Here is a 19,862-nt window from a genome sequence, read left to right on the forward strand (position 1 = left end):
CATGCGCTCAACCACACTTTTTGGCATCTATGCTGTTGTTGTCATCGGCCTGATCGGCGGTCTGGCGGGTCTAACGCTCTACAACCTCGAAAAATCCCGCTGGTGGGACGCCCGCACGCAACTGGCGCAGGAATCCCATGGGCTGCATCTGAAGCTGGAAACGAAACTCTATCGCTTGTTCAAACAACATAGTGGGGCGCTGCTGCTTGGGGGCAGCAAGGGGGGCGAAGCGGAACGCGAACTGCGCGCCAAGATTGATCAAACCCTGCTGGACATTCGCCAAACAATCGAGCGGGAGATCGAGATGGTCGGGGAGGAGGAGCTTGAGGAGCTTGAGCTGCTCGCTGAAATAGAAGCCGACATTCGCTCCCTGAATGCCACCGTCGCGGCACTGACGACCATCAATGATCCGCTGGAATCCTTCGTCCAGGCAGAACGCCTTGCCGCGCTTCTGGACGGTGGCATTGACGTGGAACTGGACCGCAAGATTGCCGCCGCTCTTGAAGAGGAAATTGAAGAAACCGAAGAAGTGCTGGCCGATGCTGTCGCGTTTCGGGCACGAAATGAAAAGCTGGTCTATGTGTTGGTGGCACTGGCGGTCGGAACGCTGATCGTCGCTCTGTTGTCCTTCAACGGACAAATCCGGCAACCTATCGTCCGCCTGCGCAATGAAATCGAGCGGTTGCGGGGGGCGGACTATTCCAAACCCGTGGCACTCGGCGGCAGTCTTGAGTTCCGCGAACTCGGCACGGTCTTGCAGGACATGGGTGAAGGACTTGCCGTGCGAGAGGCGACACGGGCGGAGCAGAAGAAACAGCTGGAAGAAACGGTCGATGCCCGCACGGCAGAATTGCAGCAGCTGATCAACAAGCTTGAAACGGGTGAGGAAAACCGCAAGCAACTGATGGCAGACATCAGTCACGAACTGCGCACCCCGCTGGCGATCATCCTGGGCGAGGCTGATGTGACCCTGCGCACCCAGCGCAAATTGGATGTGGACGTGTCGGACGCGCTGGCCCGCATTCGCGAATCCGCCAAACACACAAACCAGATCGTTGATGACATGCTGACCGTCGCCCGCCTTGAGGCGGGGCAACTCAGACTCGATCGCAAGGAGGTGGACCTGCTGAAGATCGTGCACGACGCGGTGTCCATGTTCCCCGACACGGTCCGCGTGGACAGTTCGGCCGCCAGAAGTGTCGGGAGCGTTGATGAGGTCAGGCTGCGCCAATCCGTGCTGGCACTGTTGCACAATGCCAAGCGGTATGGCGGCCCATCAATATCCGTATCGCTGCGCCAGAGCGCGACGGCCAACATCATCGCGGTGGAAGACGATGGGCCGGGGCTGAGCGCGGAAGAGAAATCCAAGGCCTTTGACCGGTTCTTTCGCGGATCAAACGCGTCAGGGCAGGGGATCGAGGGCAGCGGCCTTGGCCTGCCGGTGGTGAAATCCATTGTGCTTGCCCATGGCGGCACGGTTGAATTGGAAGATCCCGACGCAGGTGGTCTGCGCGTTGTCATGAAGATCCCGAAAGAGCCGCGTGAACAACCAGTGCCAACCGATGTCGGGCCCGGTTGAACGTAGATTTGTCTGGGAACCGAATTGGTCTTGCGCGCGGGCGACCGCGCGACGTGAGGAAGGAAACTGTCGATGAACATTCTATTGATTGAAGACGAGGGGCGGGTTGCCGATTTTGTCCGCCGTGGGCTGGCGGCGGAAGGATGGTCGGTCGATCATGCCGCCAACGGAGAAGACGGTCTGGAGCTTGCCGCGCAGAACAGTTACGACGTCGTGCTGCTAGACTTGATGTTGCCCGGCATTCAGGGGCAGGATGTCTGCCGCAAGCTGCGCGCGCGCAAATCCAAGATGCCGATCATGATGCTGACGGCGCTCGACGGACCCGAAGAAAAGGTCGAAGGTCTGAAAATCGGCGCGGATGACTACCTGCCCAAACCTTTTGATTTTGACGAACTTGTCGCGCGGGTCGAGGCGTTGCACCGCCGTGCCACCGGCTACGTCACAGATGTGAGCGACACGATCATCACCAGCGGTGCGATTGCGTTTGACCGTGCCTCCCTTGAGGTCAATGTGGCGGAAAGGCCGATTGAACTCTCGAAGAAAGAGCGCGATCTCTTGCAACTTTTCCTGACCAGCAATGGGCGGGTTTTGTCCAGAGAGCGCATTCTGAATACGGTCTGGGGACTGAATGCGGACCCTTTGACCAATGTTGTCGATGTCTATGTCGGGCGGCTGCGCCGAAAGCTCGGTCAGGAAGGACAGCGCATCGTGACGCTGCGCAATGTAGGATACCGGATGACGTAGAGTTTGAAGCCATCCGCTCCACGTCAGGTCACGACCCTGGGGAAAGGAATGAGGGAAAGCAGCTGCATAATCGGCCCTATGAAATCGACCTTCGGCGGCAAGAAATTCAACTTAGAAGGGTGACGAATGCCCGCCAGCACCTACATCCTTGGGAATAGAACTTCATCAGGGAGATTTCGGCATGTCAATTTCGTTAAAAGTCAATGGCAAGACCCAGGAAGTGGATGCAGATCCAGGCACACCGCTGTTGTGGGTCATTCGCGACGATCTAAAAATGACAGGCACAAAGTTCGGCTGCGGTGTGGCATCGTGTGGCGCGTGCACGGTGCATTTGAACGGCGAACCCGTACGCGCGTGTCAAACATATATTGACGACGTTGAAGGCGCCGAAATCACCACCATTGAAGCGATGAGCGAGGACAAGATCGGCGCAGCACTTCAGCAGGCCTGGGTTGAGCTGGACGTTGTGCAATGTGGTTACTGTCAGTCCGGGCAAATCATGTCGGCGGCGGGGCTGTTGCGGGAGAACCCGACGCCCTCAGCGACTGAAATCGATGACTATATGTATGGCAACGCCTGCCGCTGCGCCACGTATCAACGCATCCGTGCGGGCATTCAGCGCGCCGCAGAAATTCTGGAGGCTTAACCATGAATGTTAACACATCCCGCCGTGGATTTCTCAAGGGTGCTGCCGCCACTGGTGCCGTACTGGTCGTGGGCCTTCGGCCCGACGGTGCGCTTGCCGCGTCCGGCAACCCGACCATGCTGACCCCATTTGTGCAGATCGGCAGCGATGGGTCCGTTACCGCCATCATCAAACATTTCGAGATGGGGCAGGGGCCAGCCACCGGTCTGTCGACCCTCATAGCTGAGGAAATGGGCCTGTCCATGGACCAGATTGGCTATGATTTCGCGCCGTCGAATCCTCAAATCTATAACAACACGCTCTTTGGACCGATGCAGGGCACGGGCGGGTCGACAGCCATGGCCAACTCCTATCTGCAATACCGTCAGGCCGGTGCCGCCGCGCGCGATATGTTGCTGCAAGCGGCAGCACAGGCATGGGGTGCCGATGTCAGCGACCTTTCGTTTGCGGACGGGATGATCTCGGGGGCGGGTAAATCGGCACCGCTCGGTGACTTTGTCGAAGCGGCTGCCGCGCTGGAGGCGCCTGCCGAGCCGCGGCTCAAGGATCCGTCCGAGTTTCGCCTGATCGGAAATCCGGATGTGCGCCGCCTTGACAGTGCCGCCAAGGGCAATGGAACCGCGATGTTCGCTATGGATATCCAGCGCCCCAATCAGATGATCGCAATGATCGCGCGGCCCGAACAGCAGCGCGCCACGGCCGTCAGCGTGGATGCCAGCGGAGCCGAGGGGATCAAAGGCTTTATCAGTGCGGGCGTCCTGCCCAACAAGGCGGGCGTTGCGGTCTTTGCCGAAAGTACCTGGGCCGCGATGCAGGCGCGCAATGCCATCTCAGTCGAATGGGATACGAGTAACGCAGAGACCCGCAGTTCCGACCAGATCGAAGCGGAAATCCGCGCAGCGCTTGAGGCCGAACCGACTTACAACGTCAACGATGCGGACGTAATGGCGGTGCGGGCCGCCATTGACGGGGCGGATACGGTTGTCGAGGAAACATTCTACTTTCCCCTTCTGGCCCACGCGCCGATGGAGCCGCTCAACTGCACGATCGAACAGACCGAAGATGGCGGCATCCTGATGCACGACGGCTGCCAAATTCCGACCTTGCCCCACGGCGCACTGGCCGAGATATTTGGTGTCCCCTTTGAGAAAGTACAGATCAGGACCGTGCTTGCCGGTGGGTCATTCGGCCGCCGTGCCACGCCGCAGGCGGACTATCAGGTTGAGGCGGCCATGGCGTTTACGCTGACCGACCGCTCGCGCCCTGTGCACCTTGTCTGGTCTCGCGAGGATGACCTGCGCTCGGGCTATTACAGACCGGCCTTTGGGCACAAAGTGCGCGTCGGTCTGGATGGATCCGGCAATATTGTCGGCTGGGAACATCGGGTTGCGGGCCAATCTATCATGAAAGGCACGCCGTTTGAGGCCTTTGCGGTGCAGAACGGCATTGACCATTCCTCGGTCGAGGGCACAGTGGACAGTCCCTACCAGATCCCGATGGCCTCCTTTGGTCTTACGGATACCGAAAAGGCTACGAGCACGCTTTGGTGGCGCGCAGTGGGGCATACCCACACCGCCTATGTCATGGAAGTCATGATGGATATGGCCGCCGTGGCCGTGGGCATCGACCCGGTCGACTTCCGTCTGTCGTACCTGAACGGGGATGGCCCGGACCAGCAACGCAAGGCCGCTGTGCTGCAACTGGCCGCAGAGAAGGCAAACTGGGGCAACGCCCCGGCAGGACGGTCGCAAGGCATCGCCGTGCACAAATCCTTCAACTCCTATGTTGCCGAAGTGGTCGAAATCTCAGGCACCGCGGAAGACGGCATAAAGATCGAAAAGGTCACCTGCGCCGTGGATTGTGGTGTCGCTGTCAACCCCGACGTGATCAAGGCGCAGATGGAGGGTGCGATAGGCTACGGCATCGGCCACAACATGCGGGACAAGATCACGCTTACGGAAGGTGTCGTTGATCAATTCAACTTCCCCGACTACGAGCCGTTGCGGATCTCCGATATTCAAGAGATCGAGGTGCATATCGTCCCATCGGCGGAACCGCCAACCGGCGTTGGCGAGCCCGGCACCCCACCGGCCGCCCCGGCATTGGCCAACGCAATTGCGGCTGCCAGCAACCTGCGCATCGCGACACTGCCAATGAACGACAACGGCGCATCGTTCGTATGATCCCAAACCCCCGGCGATGAGCCGGGGGTCCATTTCCAGGATTTGGCTGGACTGATGGCGCGCAAGCCCTGTGATCCATGTCACTTCACAGGAAGAAGCGGTAACGGGTCGTGCACGTCCAAGGCCAAGATCATTGCGCACGACTGGCAGGGACATGGGCTGACTATTACCCTTGCCAGTCAGATTGGCCCACACCGTTCTGTTGCAATCGTTTGGCGCTGCCGCTCGTAAGGCTTATGTCTGTAAGCCGACAATCTGTCTTGATGCGCGCGCCCCGGCGCAGAGCGCCGGGGGTGGCTTTTGTTCAAGCGCTAGTTCAACGACTGGATAAAGGCGTTGACCTCTTCCAGCGGTATGTACTGCTTTTCGTCAATGCCGCTTTCGGTGAACACCCAGGACACCGCAGGGGCTGAAACGTCGCCATTTGCATCAAAGGTTACCGCACCGGTGCCACCCTGGAAGGACACGGGTTTGCCTTCGCTCAGCAGCGCCATGGCTTTCTTGAAACCTTCCACGTTGGCATCGACCGGCACGCCCGAGGGGTCGGTTACCATCGGCACCTTGGCCGCAATTTCCGCGCCCGTCGCGTCCTTGCCAGCGGCGTGATAGGCAAGCAACGATATGGCTGCCGCGTCAAAGCTGTTGGGCAGGCCGGGGCCGCTCGGCTCGCCGCCGAATTTGGCCTTGTAGGCCTCCACAAAGGCCGAGGCCGAGGCTGTACGCGGCGAAGACGTATCAGCTCCGATGAAGTCGCCAAGATACTGCATGCCAACCGCATCACGGAACTCCTCGGACCGCAGGGAATTGGCGCCCACCATCTTGGTCGTCCCCCCCAGTGAAATCCATTCGCGGGTCACCGCGATGCCTTCCTTGGGATAGAGCGCGAGGATGACCGCATCCGGGTTGCCCCCCAGCGCTTCGGTCACTTCTGCGCGGTAGGATGGCTGGTTGTCGGTGATCGCGATGGACGCAGCCACTTCGACGCCGGACGCTTTGAGCGCATTGTCCAGCAAGCTGGCCATGTCCTGGCCCCAGTCATCGTTCTTGTAAAACACGGTGACCTTGCCATAGCCCGCGTCCTTGGCGAGCTTTGTCAGGACCGCCGACTGTACGTTGCTTGTGGCAAAGGTGCGGAACCACAGGCCCTTGGTGCTGCCTTCTTCTGCCAGACCCGTGATCCGGGTGGAGGAGGAACAGCAGGAAATCTGCATCACGCCTGCGGGTACGGTCACGGACGTCAGGATTGGCAGCGTCACACCCGAAGACACAGCGCCCATCATCAGCTGCACCTTGTCCAGATCAACCATCGCCTTGGCCGCATCTACGCCCACCTTGGCGTCGACTTGTGTGTCGCGCAGGATGGTTTCCACCGGGCAGCCGTCAACGCCGCCCGCCTCATTGATCATGTCCGTGACCCAAAGCGCGGTTTCCGCGATCGGCTTGCCCCAATCGACAGATGTGGGCAAAGCGACACCGACTTTGACCGGGCAATCAGCCGCTGCGACCCCTGCGCCGCCGACCGTCAAAGCCGCCGCAACGGCAAGCTGTCTGAGATATCTGGTTTTCATGGATCATACTCTCCCTGGTTATCCTTGCGAAGCATTCTCACCGGGCGCTTCGTTCCCTGTCTTGGTTCTTTCAATACGCTCCGGCAGCAAACCCTGAGGGCGCCAGAGCAACATGCCAACGATGACCGATCCGATCATGATGTACTGGATCGGTCCAGTGTAGATTTGAACGGCCGTTGGCGCAAACTTGGACAAGAGAAAGCCGCTCGATGTCCACGCGCCCCAGATCAGGAATGCGCCGAGGACAGCGCCCCGATTGTTGCCCGCTCCACCTACGATAAGCATCGCCCATATCTGGAATGTCAGGATCGGGGCCATGTCCTGCGGGCTGATGAAGGCGTAGAAACTGACATAGAGCACCCCCGCCACCCCGATGATCGCCGACCCCAGAACGAAGGCTTCGAGCCGCAATCTGGTGGCGTTCTTGCCGAGCGCGCGTGCCGCGACCTCATCCTCGCGGATGGCGCGCAACACGCGGCCATAGGGGGATCGGACGAGGCGTTCGAGGCCTGCATAGACGGCAATCAGAATGATCACGACAAAGCCGAGAAAGGCCAGATTGTAGGTGAACTGGTCCGCAAACAGCCCCTCAAAGGGGCGGGGAAAGCCGCGCATCCCCTTGGCCCCGCCGGTCAGCCATTCGGCGTTGCGGGCCACCGCTTCAAGTGCGACGGCCACACCGAAGGTGGCAATGGCAAGGTAGTCGTGTCGAAGCCGCAGGGTCAGCAGGCCAACGGCCCAGGCCACGAGTGCCGCCAGCCCGATGCCACCGGCAAAGGCGATTGGATAGGGCAGTGCAAAACCACCCAACTGCTGTGGGTCTGCCGGGCCGCCCAGCATCATCGCACCATAGGCGCCCGCGCCAAAGAACGCGGCGACACCGCCGTTGAACAGCCCCGTGTTGCCCCATTGCAGATTGAGCCCCAGCACCGCAATCGCGAGGATCGCCGCAACGGTGCCGAAAAAGGCCAGATAGGAGATCACGCCGATCATGTCTGCGGCTCTCCGAACAGCCCGTGTGGGCGCACCAGCAGCACGGCGAGAATGATCAAGAAGGGCATGGCGGGAATATAGCCTGACGGCATGATTTGCAGCGCCAGCCCCGAAGCCGTGCCAACGATGAAGCCGCCCAGAAGTGCGCCATACACACTACCGATGCCGCCCACGATAGTGGCCGCAAAGACCGGCAGCAGGAAGTTGTGCCCGATCAGCGGGGACAGGTGATTGGTCAGTGCGTAAAAGACACCGGCGGCGGCAGAAAATGCGCCACCGATCAACCACACCACAATAACCATCCGCGCAAGCGGCACGCCCGCCACCTGCGCCAGAGCGGGGTTCTCCGCCACTGCGCGCAGGGCAAAACCAAAGGTCGTCCGGGACAAGACAAGATGGAAAATCGCCATGAGGACAAGCGCAGCCGCAAGGACAAAAATCTGGTCAGGTTTTATCAGCAACAGTGGGTCGCGGCTCAGCACCATGGCAAAGGCAATATCGTTTGAATAAAGCTCTGCCTTTAATCCAAAGATCAGGGTGATCACATTGCGGATGATCAGCGCTACGCCGAAAGAGGCAAAAACCATCGACAGCGCATCGGCTTTTTCGCGGATACGTTTGAAAATCGCCCAGTCGATCAGCACGGCAGAGGCCCCCGTGACCGCCATCGCAGCAAGCGTCGCCAGCGTCAGCGACCAGGTGAGGCTCAGACCACCAAAGGTCTGATCCGTCAGCGGCACCAGCGCGGCAAAGAGCCGGTCAAAGACCAATGCGGCATAGGCCCCGATGGCCAGCAGTTCGGCATAGGCAAAATTGGCAAAGCGCAGCATGTGCATCACCATCGTCAGGCCAATCGCCCCAAGCGAGATGATCGATCCGGTCAGGATGCCGTCCATGAGGTTCTGAATCATGCGTCGTTCATCCTGCGCCGCCCCAGATAGATTTCACCCACAATGGGATCTGCCAGAATGTCCGCAGCAGGGCCATCGACCTGGTTGCGGCCCTCCGCGAGGATATAGCAATGGTCGGACACCCTGAGGGCCTGCTTTACATTCTGTTCCACCAACAGGATCGACACGCCTTCGCGGGTCAATCGGTGCGCAAGATCCAGCACCTCAGCCGCTGCTTTGGGTGCCAACCCTGCGGAGGGCTCATCCATCAGGATCAGCGACGGTTCCCGCGCAAGTGCCATTGCCACGGCCAACATCTGGCGTTGACCTCCCGACAGGGACGCCGCCGGATCGGCTTGCTTGTCCTTCAGGGGCGGGAAAAGCGCGAACAGTTCTTCCAGCCGCGCCTCGCGCCTGCGGCTGAGGCGCAGGACAAGTGCGAGGTTTTGGCGGATCGTCAGGGTTTTGAAGATGTTGTCGGTCTGCGGCACATAGGCCATGCCGAGATCGGCCATTCGATCCGCTCGGATGCCCGTGATCTGTGTGCCATCCAATGTGACAGTACCGGCAGAAACGGGCACCAGACCTGCTATGGCCTTGATCAGTGTGGATTTCCCAGCGCCGTTCGGACCGATGATGGCGGTCAACGCATTGCGCCGAACCGCCAGGTTAATCCCACGCAGGATCGGCAGGTCCTTGACATAGCCCGCCTCAACCCCCTCAACGGTCAGAATACTATCGCCGCTCATGCGACCCCGGTCCCGAGATACGCATCAAGCAATCCCGCATCCGCCTGCGCATCTTGGGCTGTGCCTTCAAAGACCACCCGACCTTCCGCAAGCGCAATGATCGGCGCACAGTGGCGCATCACGAAATCCATATCATGTTCGATGATGAAGAACGTCATGCCTTGCCGGTTGAGTTCCTTTATCCGGTCGATCAGAACGTTGGTAAGCGATGGGTTCACGCCAGCGGCAGGTTCGTCAAGCAGAATGAGCGACGGCTCTCCCATCAACGCGCGGGCCAGTTCCAGCAATTTTGTCTGCCCTCCGGAGATTTTGCCCGCTGGCTGGTCGGCAAGGTCAGCCAAGGTCATGAAATCCAGAATTCCCATTGCCTTGTCGCGCAGTGCGCGTTCTTCCCGCGCCATTCTACCACGCTGGAAAATCGCCCCTGTCAGGGTTTCGCCGGATTGTTTTGGTGGTGCCAGAAGCAGGTTTTCCAGCACGCTCAACCGCCGGAAAGGGCGCGGGATCTGGAATGTCCGGGCAAGTCCAAGGTGAAACAGCCTGTCGGGGCTCATGCCGGTCACATCCACACCGTTGAAATGTACACGTCCTTCGGTGGGCTTCAAAGCCCCGGCAAGCAGGTTGAAGAAGGTGGTCTTGCCTGCACCATTGGGGCCGATCAGCCCTGTCATCGTCCCCGGCCGGATATCCAATGAGACCCCGTCGACCGCCCGCAATACGCCGAATGCGCAAGTCAGGTTGCTGGTGGACAGCATCGGTTGGTTGTCGCTCATTTCCGGCGCCACGCGACAGACCGAATGGAAATTCTGGCTTGATCCTGTCCGTGCACCGCATCCCCATTTCTCTGACCGATCGTTCACGTTACGTTAGACCAGCAAATGGCAGGTGGGAAGGTGATTGGCGCGTGAGGACTGTCTCGGTCATTGGACACGGGGAGATCGGCAGCGCGCTGGTGCGCGGTATCGCCGATCTGGAGGCCTGGCAGTTGGGCCGTGTGTTGACCCGCCGTCCGGTGCGCGACATTGCAGGGCAGACGCAGGACGTGGACGTGTTTCTCGCCCATCCATCCGATCTGATCATTGATGCGGCAGGCCCCGATGCGCTGCGCGTTCTCGGACCAAGGGCGTTGACCAATGCGCCGGTCTGGTCGGTGGGCGCGGTCGCCATGGCAGAGACCGAATTCCAAGTGCGCATCGCTTCCGTCTCGGAACGGTCCGGCCACCATTTGCGGCTCTTTGCCTGTGGCATGGCGAACATGCCGCTCACGGCCTGGCGCTTGCGGATCACCATGCGGGCACCAGAAATCGAAACGTCCTGGACCGGCCCCTTGTCGCAGGCGGTTGCCAAGTGGCCGGATCGGCTCAACACGGCGGTCGCGGCGGCGTTGAACGGGCCGGGTCTGGCCGCAACGATGTTGAGCATGCAGGCCGCTGGTGCAGATGCGCCGCATGAAATCGAGATCGAAGCGGAGGGGGATGGCATCACCTGGGAGCGCAGCATCAGGTTTGACATGACATCCGAAGGACCGCACCCGGTGGCGCAGATGCTGTTGACTGAGCTGGCACGTGCAGACCGATACTGGCAGGGCGTCTGACCTGTTCAGTCCCCTTTGGCTGCGTGGATCTGGTCGTCGGGATTGGTGTTGAGGTTGTATTTCATGATCCGCCCGTGCCGGCCGTTGCGGTCGCTCTCAAGGCCAAAGACCGGCCCCTTCGGCCCGCCTGATTGCGCCAGCACAGCGCCAATCTCTGCCCGATCCGCGTCGGTCAGGGCAAAGTCGAATATCTTCAGCGTTTGTGGCAGGTGCCGGGCATAGCGCGCGCCAACGATGGCCGCCGCGACCTGCGGCTGATCCAGCACCCAGCGCACGGCCACAGCACTAAGCGGCACGCCATGCCGCGCGCCGACAGCGTTCAGCGTTTCAAGCAGTGTTTGAAACAGGCCCCAGTCGCCAAATTCATCAATGATCAGCCGGTATTTGATCAGCGAGCGGTTGGAAAACGCAAAACCCGGATCAGGTTCGCCCAGCCACCGCTCGGTCAAGAACCCACCGGCGAGCGTTCCAAAACTGAGCAGATGCACGTCGTTTTCTGCGGCCCAGGGCGCAAGCGTTTGTGCGGGGCGGCGATCCAGCACCGAATACTGCACCTGAGCAGCGGCGATATCAAACCCGGCTTCAGTGAAGTGGGCAATGCTATCCGCGTCCCAGTTGTTCACCCCGAGATTGGCGACTTTGCCCTTCTCCTGACAGCGTTTCAGCGCTCCCAGTGCATCCAGCGCGTGACCCCGGCTCATGTCCCACCAGTAAAACTGAACCAGATGCAGGCGTTCGATTTGCAGGCGCTGCAAGGAGCGGTCAACAATCGCTTCGACATCCGCCTGCGAGAAGACTTCGAGCCGGGTCAAATCCGGCACCAGCTTGGTCTGTACAACCACCCGATTGGCGACCTCTGCCCCGCGTCGTTGCCGCAGGTCCGCGATAAAGGCACCGATCATCTCTTCAACACCGGTGTAGATATCGGCGCAATCGAACGTCGTGATCCCGGCGTCCACAAAGGCCTCCATGTCGGCGATGGCGGTGGTGCGGTCTACCTCGCCATGATCGCCCGCCAACTGCCAGCCGCCCTTGATGACGCGCGAAATCGTATGTCCGGGACGCAGGTCCATGGTTTCCGGTTTCGTCATTCGGGATCCTTCCAATAGGGTGTGCCGCGCGCATCCGGCAGGCCGGTCGTCTCCGCATGAGAGAACCAGCGCCGCTCTTCGCGCACAATCCGAAACCGTCCGCCACAATGGGGATCGGGGCAAGCGACCTCTGCATCGGTCGACATCCAGTCGCCCGGTGCCGTGTCGCGCTGCTTGGCTGGCAACAGGGGCAAGAGCCCCGCCAGCGCATACATCGAAACCTTCTGTTCCGCCCCGAAGATCAGGTTCTCGCCGACGACGCGAAAGCTCTCTCCTTGCACATGACGGCACACCGGGGTGCGGCCGTCCAGCACCGTTTCTACCCGCAGATCATACAGCCAGAAACCAGCCTCTTCGGATTTGTCCGCCATGCCAATCCTGCCTCCAAAGTTCGGATCAGGTTTGCACTTCCGGAAATTGTCGTCAATCTGGCGCAGCGACGTTGGATGATGATCGAAAGTAGGAGGAAACGACATGGCGACCCAAGCACCAGGGCCCGAGCGTATTGAGATCGCCCCCGGCATGGAAATCTGCCGGGTCCTGACCGGTCTTTGGCAGGTTGCCGATATGGAGCGAGATGGCACCGAGATCGATCCCGACGCGGGGGCTGATGCGCTGCAATCCTACGTGGATGCGGGGTTTGATACATTCGATATGGCCGATCACTACGGCAGCGCAGAAATCCTGACCGGACGGTTGTTGTCGCGCGGAGCGGACCCAAAGCCGCGGGCGTTCACGAAATGGGTGCCGACACCCGGCCCATTGGACGCAGATACGATCCGCGCCGGGGTGCAGGCGCGGCTGGACCGGCTGGGCACCAGCTGCGTCGATCTGCTGCAATTCCATGGCTGGGATTATCTGGACGATACCTTGCTGGAGAGCCTGCATGCCTTGGCACATCTGCGCGACGAAGGCCTGATCGCCGAATTGGGTGTGACCAATTTCGATGCCGCACATTTCAATCTGGCACTGTCGGACGGCGTGCCACTGCGCACAAACCAGATCAGCTTTTCGCTGATCGACAGGCGCGCGGCGGGCGAGATGGCGAAGGTCTGCGCCAAACATGGTGCCCATGTGCTGGCCTACGGCACGCTTTGCGGTGGGTTTCTTTCAGACCGCTGGGTCGATCAGCCGGAACCGGCTGAGATCGCCGATTGGTCCAAGATGAAATACAAACGTTTCATTGATGCCGCCGGGGGGTGGGACGCATTGCAGGCGACCCTGAGAGCCGCAAAGATGGTGGCCACGAAACACGGTGTTTCAGTGTCCAATGTCGCCACCCGGTGGGTGCTGGACCAATCGCATGTCGCCGGTGTCATCATCGGCGCGCGCCTGGGTGAGAACATGCACGCGGATGACAACCTTGGTCTGTTCTCCTTTACCCTCGATGAGGAGGACCGCGCCATTCTTGAAGAAAGCTTTGAGGCGACACAGCCCATCCCCGGCGATTGCGGGGACGAATATCGAAAACCACCCTTTCTGACCGCGTCGGGGGACCTGTCACACCACCTCAGCGAAATGCCTCCGCCGCAAACGGCGCATGCGGTACCGGGGCGTCCGGAAGAGACACGGGTTCTGACCGGGTCGAAATGGGAGGATATTGCAGGGTATTGCCGGGCGCGCCGTATCGGTGACCGTATTCTGGTTGCCGGGACCACGGCCGTTTCAGGCCACAGCCGGGCCGTGGCACCCGATGATGCCGGCGCGCAAACCGTCTATATCCTCGACCGTATCATCGCGGCGATTGAGGCGCTTGGCGGCCGCGCAGAAGACGTGGTGCGCACGCGCGTCTACATCACGGACGAAGCCGATGTGGTTGATATCTCGGAAGCACATGGGCGCGTCTTTCGGGACATCAAGCCCGTGAACACCCTCTATCGCATCGCCGGGTTGATCGGGGCGCACAAAGTGGAAGTCGATGTAGAAGCGATTGTGCGCGACGGTTGAGAGTTCTGCATGCGTCGCTTGGCCTGCGTCGGTTATGTGCAATACCAACGACCGAAGTGGGGAGATCGATCACCATTTTTGGCGATCCAAATGGCGGATCTTGCCATCGCCGTGGGACTGGTGCACGCTCGCGGCGAAGGTCCGATTTTACAAGGTCGGCCGAACCGGGGTCCGGTAATGGCAAAGGCGCGGGGTGTTTTTGGTAGTGCTCGCTTGACGATGTGGGATCGCTGAAATACACCCCATCGGAGTAAGCGGGCGTTGTGTAATGGTAAGACCTCAGCCTTCCAAGCTGATGATACGGGTTCGATTCCCGTCGCCCGCTCCAGACATCCCATCCTGCATTGCCTGCGCATAAGCCCGACCTGACCAATGCCATTCTGCCTTTGGTTCAACGTTCAAATTTTCGGATGCGACACCGGGGGCGCTTGACCCCGGCGTGTCCGCGGGCCATGACCAATCGACGAAATAAAAGGACGTTGCATGGCTCGCACTCCGACACCGACACCACCTGTGATACCTCCCGGCTCCGCCGCGGAGCCAGAGCGTGCCAAATCCAAAAAGATCGGCGCATTGCGCGCATTGGCGCCATTCGTGTTGCCCTATCGCAAGTTGATGGCTGCGGCGCTGCTGGCGCTGGTGCTGACGGCGATGTTGTCACTGACCCTGCCGCTGGCGGTGCGCCGGGTGGTGGATAACTTCGGCGCGGCTGATCTGGCGTTGCTGGACTACTACTTTCTTGCTGCCTTCGGCGTGGCCGCGCTGTTGGCGCTGGGCACCGGGCTGCGTTATGCGCTTGTCACGCGGCTGGGAGAGCGGGTTGTGGCGGACATCCGGCGCGCCTTGTTTGACCGGGTGATCGGCATGAGCCCCGCGTTTTACGAAAGGATCATGACTGGCGAAGTGCTGAGCCGGATCACCACGGATACCACGTTGATCCTGTCGGTCATCGGCTCTTCGGTTTCCATCGCGCTGCGCAACATTCTGGTGTTTGCGGGGGGGCTGGTGTTAATGCTGCTGACCTCGGCCAAGCTGACGGGGTTGGTCTTGCTGGTTGTGCCTGCCGTGATCGTGCCGATCCTGACGCTGGGGCGGCGCTTGCGGGTGATCAGCCGCGAAAATCAGGACTGGATTGCGGCATCTTCCGGCAATGCGTCAGAAAGTCTGGGTGCCGTGCAAACCGTGCAGGCGTTCACACATGAAGATGTGACCCGCGGTGCTTTTGCCGACATGACCGAGAGCTCCTACCTTGTGGCACGTCGCCGCATTCGCACGCGCGCCGCCATGACAGTGATTGTGATCTTCCTCGTTTTTGCGGGCGTGGTGGGCGTCTTGTGGGTGGGGGCGCATGACGTGCGCAATGGGGCGATGACCCCCGGCGCATTGGTGCAATTCGTGATCTATGCCGTACTGGTTGCCGGCGCGGTTGCCGCACTCTCGGAAATCTGGGGCGAATTGCAGCGCGCTGCGGGGGCGACGGAACGTCTGGTGGAACTGTTGCAGAGCGAGGATGCTGTCGAAGACCCCGCCCAAGCGGTGCCGCTGCCGGAGCCTGTGCGCGGGCAAATTACCTTTGAGGCGGTCGATTTCACCTATCCTGCGCGGCCCGATACGCCAGCCTTGCAAGCCGTCGATCTGACCATCAATCCGGGTGAGACTGTTGCGTTTGTCGGCCCGTCCGGTGCGGGCAAGACAACGATCATCCAACTGATCCTGCGGTTTTATGACCCTGCGTCTGGTCAGATCATGCTGGATGGCATTGATCTGCGCGAGATGGCGCGTGATCGTTTCCGGCAGGCGATAGCGCTTGTGCCGCAGGACCCGGTGATTTTTGCCACATCTGCGTCTGAAAACATCCGCTTTGGCCGCCCCGATGCCACCGACGCCGAGGTGGAGGCCGCGGCAAAGGCTGCCGCCGCGGACGGGTTCATTGCAGCGCTGCCCGAAGGCTATGACAGTTTTCTGGGCGAACGCGGCGTGATGTTGTCGGGCGGACAAAAGCAGCGCATCGCCATTGCCCGCGCGATCCTGCGCGATGCGCCGGTGCTGCTGCTGGATGAAGCGACCAGCGCGCTGGATGCGGAAAGCGAACGCGCCGTGCAGGGGGCGGTTGACCACCTGAGCAAGGGACGCACAACACTGATTGTTGCCCATAGGCTGGCCACTGTGAAGAAAGCTGACCGGATCGTCGTGCTGGAGGAAGGCCGCGTCGTGGCCATCGGAACCCATGATGAACTGGTGGCAAAGGGCGGTCTCTACGCACGTCTGGCCCGGCTTCAGTTCACCGACGGTATCGCTGCGGAGTGATTTTCGCGGGTTTTCCCCTTGCGCGATGGGGGCGGGCCGTCAAACATGACCCCAGCGGAAATACATCAAAAGGAGTATTGTGATGGGTTTGTGGAGTTTTGTGAAAGGTGCCGGCAAGAAGGTCTTTGGCGGCGATGATGAGCCTGAAGTCAGTGGTGCGGCATTAAAAGATGAACTGAAAGACCTCGGGCTCGATGCCGAAGGGCTCGACATCTCTGTGGAAGGGGACAAGGTCAAGATCAGCGGCTCCGCTGCAAGTCAGGAAGTGCGGGAGAAGGTCATTCTTGCCGTCGGCAACGTCGAAGGCGTGGCCGAAGTCGAAGACGACATTTCCGGCGGGGACGGGGAGCCGACCTTCCACACTGTCGAAAAGGGCGACACCCTGTGGGCCGTATCAGCCAAGGCGCTGGGCAGCGGTGCCCGGTACATGGAGATTTTTGAGGCCAACAAGCCGATGCTGTCTGACCCGGACAAGATCTATCCCGGTCAGGTGCTGCGCATTCCTGCGGCCTGAAACCGCCTGAATTTGTGACAACAGGGCGCGTGCCAGACCGGTACGCGCCCTTTTTGCGGCCCGCAGGTGCGATTTCGTGGAATTGACGCAAGGTTCCGCCACCAGGTTTGCTTGCGCATTGCGCGAATTCCAAGCATTCTGCGCGCTAATTTTAGCAACGCCCGCAAAGTGGCGCTCAGGGGAGGATGACAATGGGATATGCCGGTTTGGACGACCGCAATGCAATTGAAGGCGAAATGGCGTGGAAGGACCGGGATGTACCGGTAACGCTATACGGCCAATTGAGCCAGACGGCGGGAAAGTTCCCAAACCGAAACGCGATGAGTTTTCAGCTGTTGTCCGGTGCGACAGACAAGAAAGAAACGCTGAGCTGGAAGCAACTGCATGAGAAGGTTTCCCAGACGGCGAACCTTTTTCGCTCTCTTGGGATCGGACCCAAGGATGTGGTGGCCTATGTCCTGCCAAACAGCAATGAGACATTGCTGACCCTGTTGGGCGGTGCCGTGGCCGGTATTGCCAATCCCATCAACCCATTGCTTGAAGCGGATCAGATCGCTTCCATCCTTCGCGAAACCGGTGCGTCGGTGGTTGTCACCCTGCGGCCGTTCCCGAAAACGGATGTGGCTGAGAAGACGGCCGAAGCCGTGAAAATGGCGCCGGGCGTGCATACCGTGCTTGAGGTGGATCTGGTGCGGTATCTGACACCGCCCAAGTCGTGGATCGTGCCGTTCATTCGCCCCAAGGGGAAGGTGGGCAATCAGGCCAAATACCTGAATTTCAACGCGGAGATCGCAAAGCAGAAAACGACGCTGGATTTCGAGGATGTGCAGGAAGACCGCGTGGGCTTCTATTTCCACACCGGTGGCACCACGGGGATGCCGAAAGTCGCACAGCACCTCTATTCCGGGTCGATCTACAATGGCTGGGTTGGCACCACGACGTTGCTGAGCGAGGAAGACGTCCTGCTGTGTCCGCTGCCGCTCTTCCACGTGATGGCCTGTCAGGTGATGGTGATGGGGGCGCTGGCCTCTGGCGCGCATGTTGTTTTCCCCACGCCGCAGGGCTACCGGGGCGAGGGGGTGTTTGATAACATCTGGAAACTGGTCGAACGCTACAAGGTGACGTTCGTCGTCTCCGTTCCCACGGCGCTGGCGGCGACCATGCAGGTGCCGGTCAATGCCGACATCTCTTCTGTCAAAACGGCCTTCTCAGGCTCCGCACCGCTGCCGCTGGAATTGTTCAAACGGTTTGAAGATGCGACCGGCATGACCATTGTCGAAGGCTACGGCATGACGGAGGCGACCTGCCTTGTGTCAGGCAACCCGATTGATGGCGTCAAGAAGGTCGGCTCCATCGGTATCCCGTTCCCCTATACGGACATCAAGATCGTCAAAGGCTCCGCTGACGGGGACGTCGAAGCGGGCGTGGATGAGATCGGTGAAATCTGTGTGGCCAACCCCGGCGTCTATGTTGGGAACACCTATACCGAGGAAGACAAGAACAAGGGGCTTTACTACAACGATACGCACCTGCGCACAGGCGATCTGGGCCGTGTTGATGAAGATGGATATCTTTGGATCACGGGGCGCGCCAAGGATCTGATCATTCGAGGCGGCCACAACATTGACCCTGCCGAGATCGAAGAGGCATTGCTGGGCCACGAAGCGGTCGGATTTGCCGGGGCCATTGGTCAGCCAGATTCCCACGCGGGCGAAGTCCCATGTGCCTATGTTGAGTTGGTTGAAGGCGCATCTGCCACTCCTGACGAACTGATGGCCTTCTGCAAGGAGCACATCACCGAACGTGCAGCCCTTCCCAAACACATGGTCATCATGGACGAATTGCCTAAAACCGCCGTCGGAAAAATCTTCAAACCCGACCTGCGTCGGGAAGCGATCATTCGCATCTATGACGGATCCCTGACGAAAGCGGATCTGCCTGCACGGGTGGAAGAAGTGATCGAAGACAAGAAACGCGGATTGGTTGCGCGCATCGTGATGAACGGTGCCTCTGAGCAGGACGTCAACGCCGTGCTTGGATCCTTCACCCGCCCTTGGGAGGCTGTGTGAGCGAAGCGGACTACGAACAACTTCTCGATGACGAGGTCCGCGCGTATATCGCGCGGTCCGCGACCTTCTACCCGCCGGGTACTGTATCGCTGAGTATCGACGAACAGCGCGCGGTTTATGACCGCATGTGCGACGCGTTTAATGCTGGGCGCCCCGAGGGAGTGAGGGCCAGTGATCTTGCCTATGGCAATGTACCGTGTCGCTTGTATGAGGGTGCAAAATCTTCGGAGATCACGGTGATCTACTACCACGGCGGCGGGTTTGTCGTGGGCGGGCTGGAGAGCCACGACGATGTCTGCGCCGAGATTTGCGCGCGGACGGGTTTTCGGGTTGTGGCGGTGGACTATGCGTTGGCACCGGAGCACCGGTTCCCTGCGTGCTACAACGATGCGCTTGCAGCCTACACCGGGGTGCGCGCGGCATTTACGGGGCCGATCCTGTTGATGGGCGACAGTGCAGGCGGCAATCTGGCATCGGGCATAACCCATGCAGTGCGGCCTGACGGAAGGGTCATAGGGCAGGTATTGATCTATCCCGAGCTTGGCGCAGACAGGCACAAGGGCAGTTTCGTAGAACACGCGCATGCCCCTGAACTGACAGCTGCTGACGTGGTGGCTTACAGGATCTTGCGTTTTGGCGTTGCGGACCCGCCCGCAGGGGATCCGCGCTATTTTCCGTTGCAAGACAGGGATCTGTCAGGCCTGCCGTCGACGGTCATTCTGACGGTGGAATGTGATCCGCTGGCCAGCAATGGTCCGGCCTACCGCGACGCGGTCCGCGCAGCGGGCGGGCAGGCGGAATGGATCAACGGCAAGGGGCTGGTGCATGGATGCCTGCGCGCGCGGCATTGCTCGGTACGGGCGGGGGCGTTCTTTGATCAGATCGTCGATGCGGTGGATGCCTTGGGGCAGGGGCGCTGGCCCTATTGATGGCCGCAGGGTGCGCATCTATTGCGCACCTTCCCGGTTGGAAAAGTCAGCACGGTGCG

Annotated in this window: 17 protein-coding genes and 1 tRNA gene; 11 read left to right on the forward strand and 7 right to left on the reverse strand. The window is 60.3% G+C overall.

Features of this window, described 5'->3' with window-relative positions:
* Window position 1: 1 nt before the first annotated feature.
* From Q1A91_RS15965 to Q1A91_RS15980, 4 genes are all read left to right on the forward strand, one after another.
* Complete coding sequence (locus Q1A91_RS15965; RefSeq protein ID WP_299879633.1) at window positions 2-1,579, forward strand: HAMP domain-containing sensor histidine kinase; 1,578 nt, start codon at window positions 2-4, stop codon at window positions 1,577-1,579.
* Window positions 1,580-1,651: 72 nt separating this feature from the next.
* Window positions 1,652-2,323, forward strand: coding sequence for a response regulator transcription factor (locus tag Q1A91_RS15970; RefSeq protein ID WP_299879635.1), 672 nt, complete (start codon window positions 1,652-1,654; stop codon window positions 2,321-2,323).
* 181 nt (window positions 2,324-2,504) lie between these two features.
* A complete protein-coding gene (locus Q1A91_RS15975; protein WP_299879637.1) occupies window positions 2,505-2,969 on the forward strand; it encodes a (2Fe-2S)-binding protein in 465 nt (154 codons plus the stop codon).
* Between the two features lie 2 nt (window positions 2,970-2,971).
* Window positions 2,972-5,152 carry a molybdopterin cofactor-binding domain-containing protein gene (locus Q1A91_RS15980; protein ID WP_299879639.1) on the forward strand — a complete coding sequence of 727 codons (2,181 nt, stop codon included), beginning with the start codon at window positions 2,972-2,974 and terminating at the stop codon, window positions 5,150-5,152.
* A gap of 311 nt (window positions 5,153-5,463) precedes the next feature.
* Here Q1A91_RS15980 and Q1A91_RS15985 read toward each other — a convergent pair whose 3' ends face one another.
* Genes Q1A91_RS15985 through Q1A91_RS16005 form a run of 5 tightly spaced genes read right to left on the reverse strand, consistent with a single transcriptional unit; the run spans window position 5,464 to window position 10,125 of the window.
* Window positions 5,464-6,720 carry an ABC transporter substrate-binding protein gene (locus Q1A91_RS15985; RefSeq protein WP_299879640.1) on the reverse strand — a complete coding sequence of 419 codons (1,257 nt, stop codon included), beginning with the start codon at window positions 6,718-6,720 and terminating at the stop codon, window positions 5,464-5,466.
* Between the two features lie 18 nt (window positions 6,721-6,738).
* Window positions 6,739-7,713 (reverse strand): branched-chain amino acid ABC transporter permease, encoded by a 975-nt coding sequence (locus tag Q1A91_RS15990; protein WP_299879641.1) that lies wholly within the window; start codon window positions 7,711-7,713, stop codon window positions 6,739-6,741.
* Window positions 7,710-8,624, reverse strand: coding sequence for a branched-chain amino acid ABC transporter permease (locus Q1A91_RS15995; RefSeq protein ID WP_299879642.1), 915 nt, complete (start codon window positions 8,622-8,624; stop codon window positions 7,710-7,712). Before Q1A91_RS15995 ends, Q1A91_RS15990 begins: the two co-directional genes overlap by 4 nt.
* On the reverse strand, window positions 8,621-9,352 hold the full coding sequence (locus Q1A91_RS16000) for an ABC transporter ATP-binding protein (protein ID WP_299879643.1): 732 nt from the start codon (window positions 9,350-9,352) through the stop codon (window positions 8,621-8,623). The genes Q1A91_RS15995 and Q1A91_RS16000 overlap by 4 nt, the downstream gene beginning before the upstream one ends.
* Window positions 9,349-10,125: an ABC transporter ATP-binding protein gene (locus Q1A91_RS16005; protein ID WP_367278685.1), complete on the reverse strand. Its 777-nt coding sequence runs from the start codon at window positions 10,123-10,125 to the stop codon at window positions 9,349-9,351. Before Q1A91_RS16005 ends, Q1A91_RS16000 begins: the two co-directional genes overlap by 4 nt.
* 131 nt (window positions 10,126-10,256) lie before the next feature.
* Between Q1A91_RS16005 and Q1A91_RS16010 the strand changes: the two genes are divergently transcribed.
* Window positions 10,257-10,946 carry an aspartate dehydrogenase domain-containing protein gene (locus tag Q1A91_RS16010; protein ID WP_299879645.1) on the forward strand — a complete coding sequence of 230 codons (690 nt, stop codon included), beginning with the start codon at window positions 10,257-10,259 and terminating at the stop codon, window positions 10,944-10,946.
* Window positions 10,947-10,951: 5 nt separating this feature from the next.
* Here the strand turns inward: Q1A91_RS16010 and Q1A91_RS16015 are convergent, their stop codons facing one another.
* A complete protein-coding gene (locus Q1A91_RS16015) occupies window positions 10,952-12,037 on the reverse strand; it encodes an aldo/keto reductase (protein WP_299879647.1) in 1,086 nt (361 codons plus the stop codon).
* A complete protein-coding gene (locus tag Q1A91_RS16020) occupies window positions 12,034-12,408 on the reverse strand; it encodes a TIGR04076 family protein (protein WP_299879649.1) in 375 nt (124 codons plus the stop codon). Before Q1A91_RS16020 ends, Q1A91_RS16015 begins: the two co-directional genes overlap by 4 nt.
* Window positions 12,409-12,511: 103 nt before the next feature.
* Between Q1A91_RS16020 and Q1A91_RS16025 the strand changes: the two genes are divergently transcribed.
* The 6 genes from Q1A91_RS16025 (at window position 12,512) to Q1A91_RS16050 (ending at window position 19,803) form a co-directional block, all read left to right on the forward strand.
* On the forward strand, window positions 12,512-13,984 hold the full coding sequence (locus Q1A91_RS16025) for an aldo/keto reductase (RefSeq protein ID WP_299879651.1): 1,473 nt from the start codon (window positions 12,512-12,514) through the stop codon (window positions 13,982-13,984).
* A gap of 254 nt (window positions 13,985-14,238) precedes the next feature.
* Window positions 14,239-14,312, forward strand: a tRNA-Gly gene (locus Q1A91_RS16030).
* Window positions 14,313-14,467: 155 nt separating this feature from the next.
* Window positions 14,468-16,291 carry an ABC transporter transmembrane domain-containing protein gene (locus Q1A91_RS16035; RefSeq protein ID WP_299879653.1) on the forward strand — a complete coding sequence of 608 codons (1,824 nt, stop codon included), beginning with the start codon at window positions 14,468-14,470 and terminating at the stop codon, window positions 16,289-16,291.
* Between the two features lie 82 nt (window positions 16,292-16,373).
* Window positions 16,374-16,805 carry a peptidoglycan-binding protein LysM gene (lysM, locus tag Q1A91_RS16040; RefSeq protein WP_299879655.1) on the forward strand — a complete coding sequence of 144 codons (432 nt, stop codon included), beginning with the start codon at window positions 16,374-16,376 and terminating at the stop codon, window positions 16,803-16,805.
* Window positions 16,806-16,996: 191 nt separating this feature from the next.
* Window positions 16,997-18,874, forward strand: a complete 1,878-nt coding sequence (locus tag Q1A91_RS16045; protein ID WP_299880529.1) for an acyl-CoA synthetase — start codon at window positions 16,997-16,999, stop codon at window positions 18,872-18,874.
* Window positions 18,871-19,803: an alpha/beta hydrolase gene (locus tag Q1A91_RS16050; RefSeq protein WP_299879657.1), complete on the forward strand. Its 933-nt coding sequence runs from the start codon at window positions 18,871-18,873 to the stop codon at window positions 19,801-19,803. Before Q1A91_RS16045 ends, Q1A91_RS16050 begins: the two co-directional genes overlap by 4 nt.
* Window positions 19,804-19,862 lie beyond the last annotated feature (59 nt).

It is taken from the genome of uncultured Sulfitobacter sp. (genome assembly GCF_947500075.1).
Taxonomy (GTDB): Bacteria; Pseudomonadota; Alphaproteobacteria; order Rhodobacterales; family Rhodobacteraceae; genus Sulfitobacter.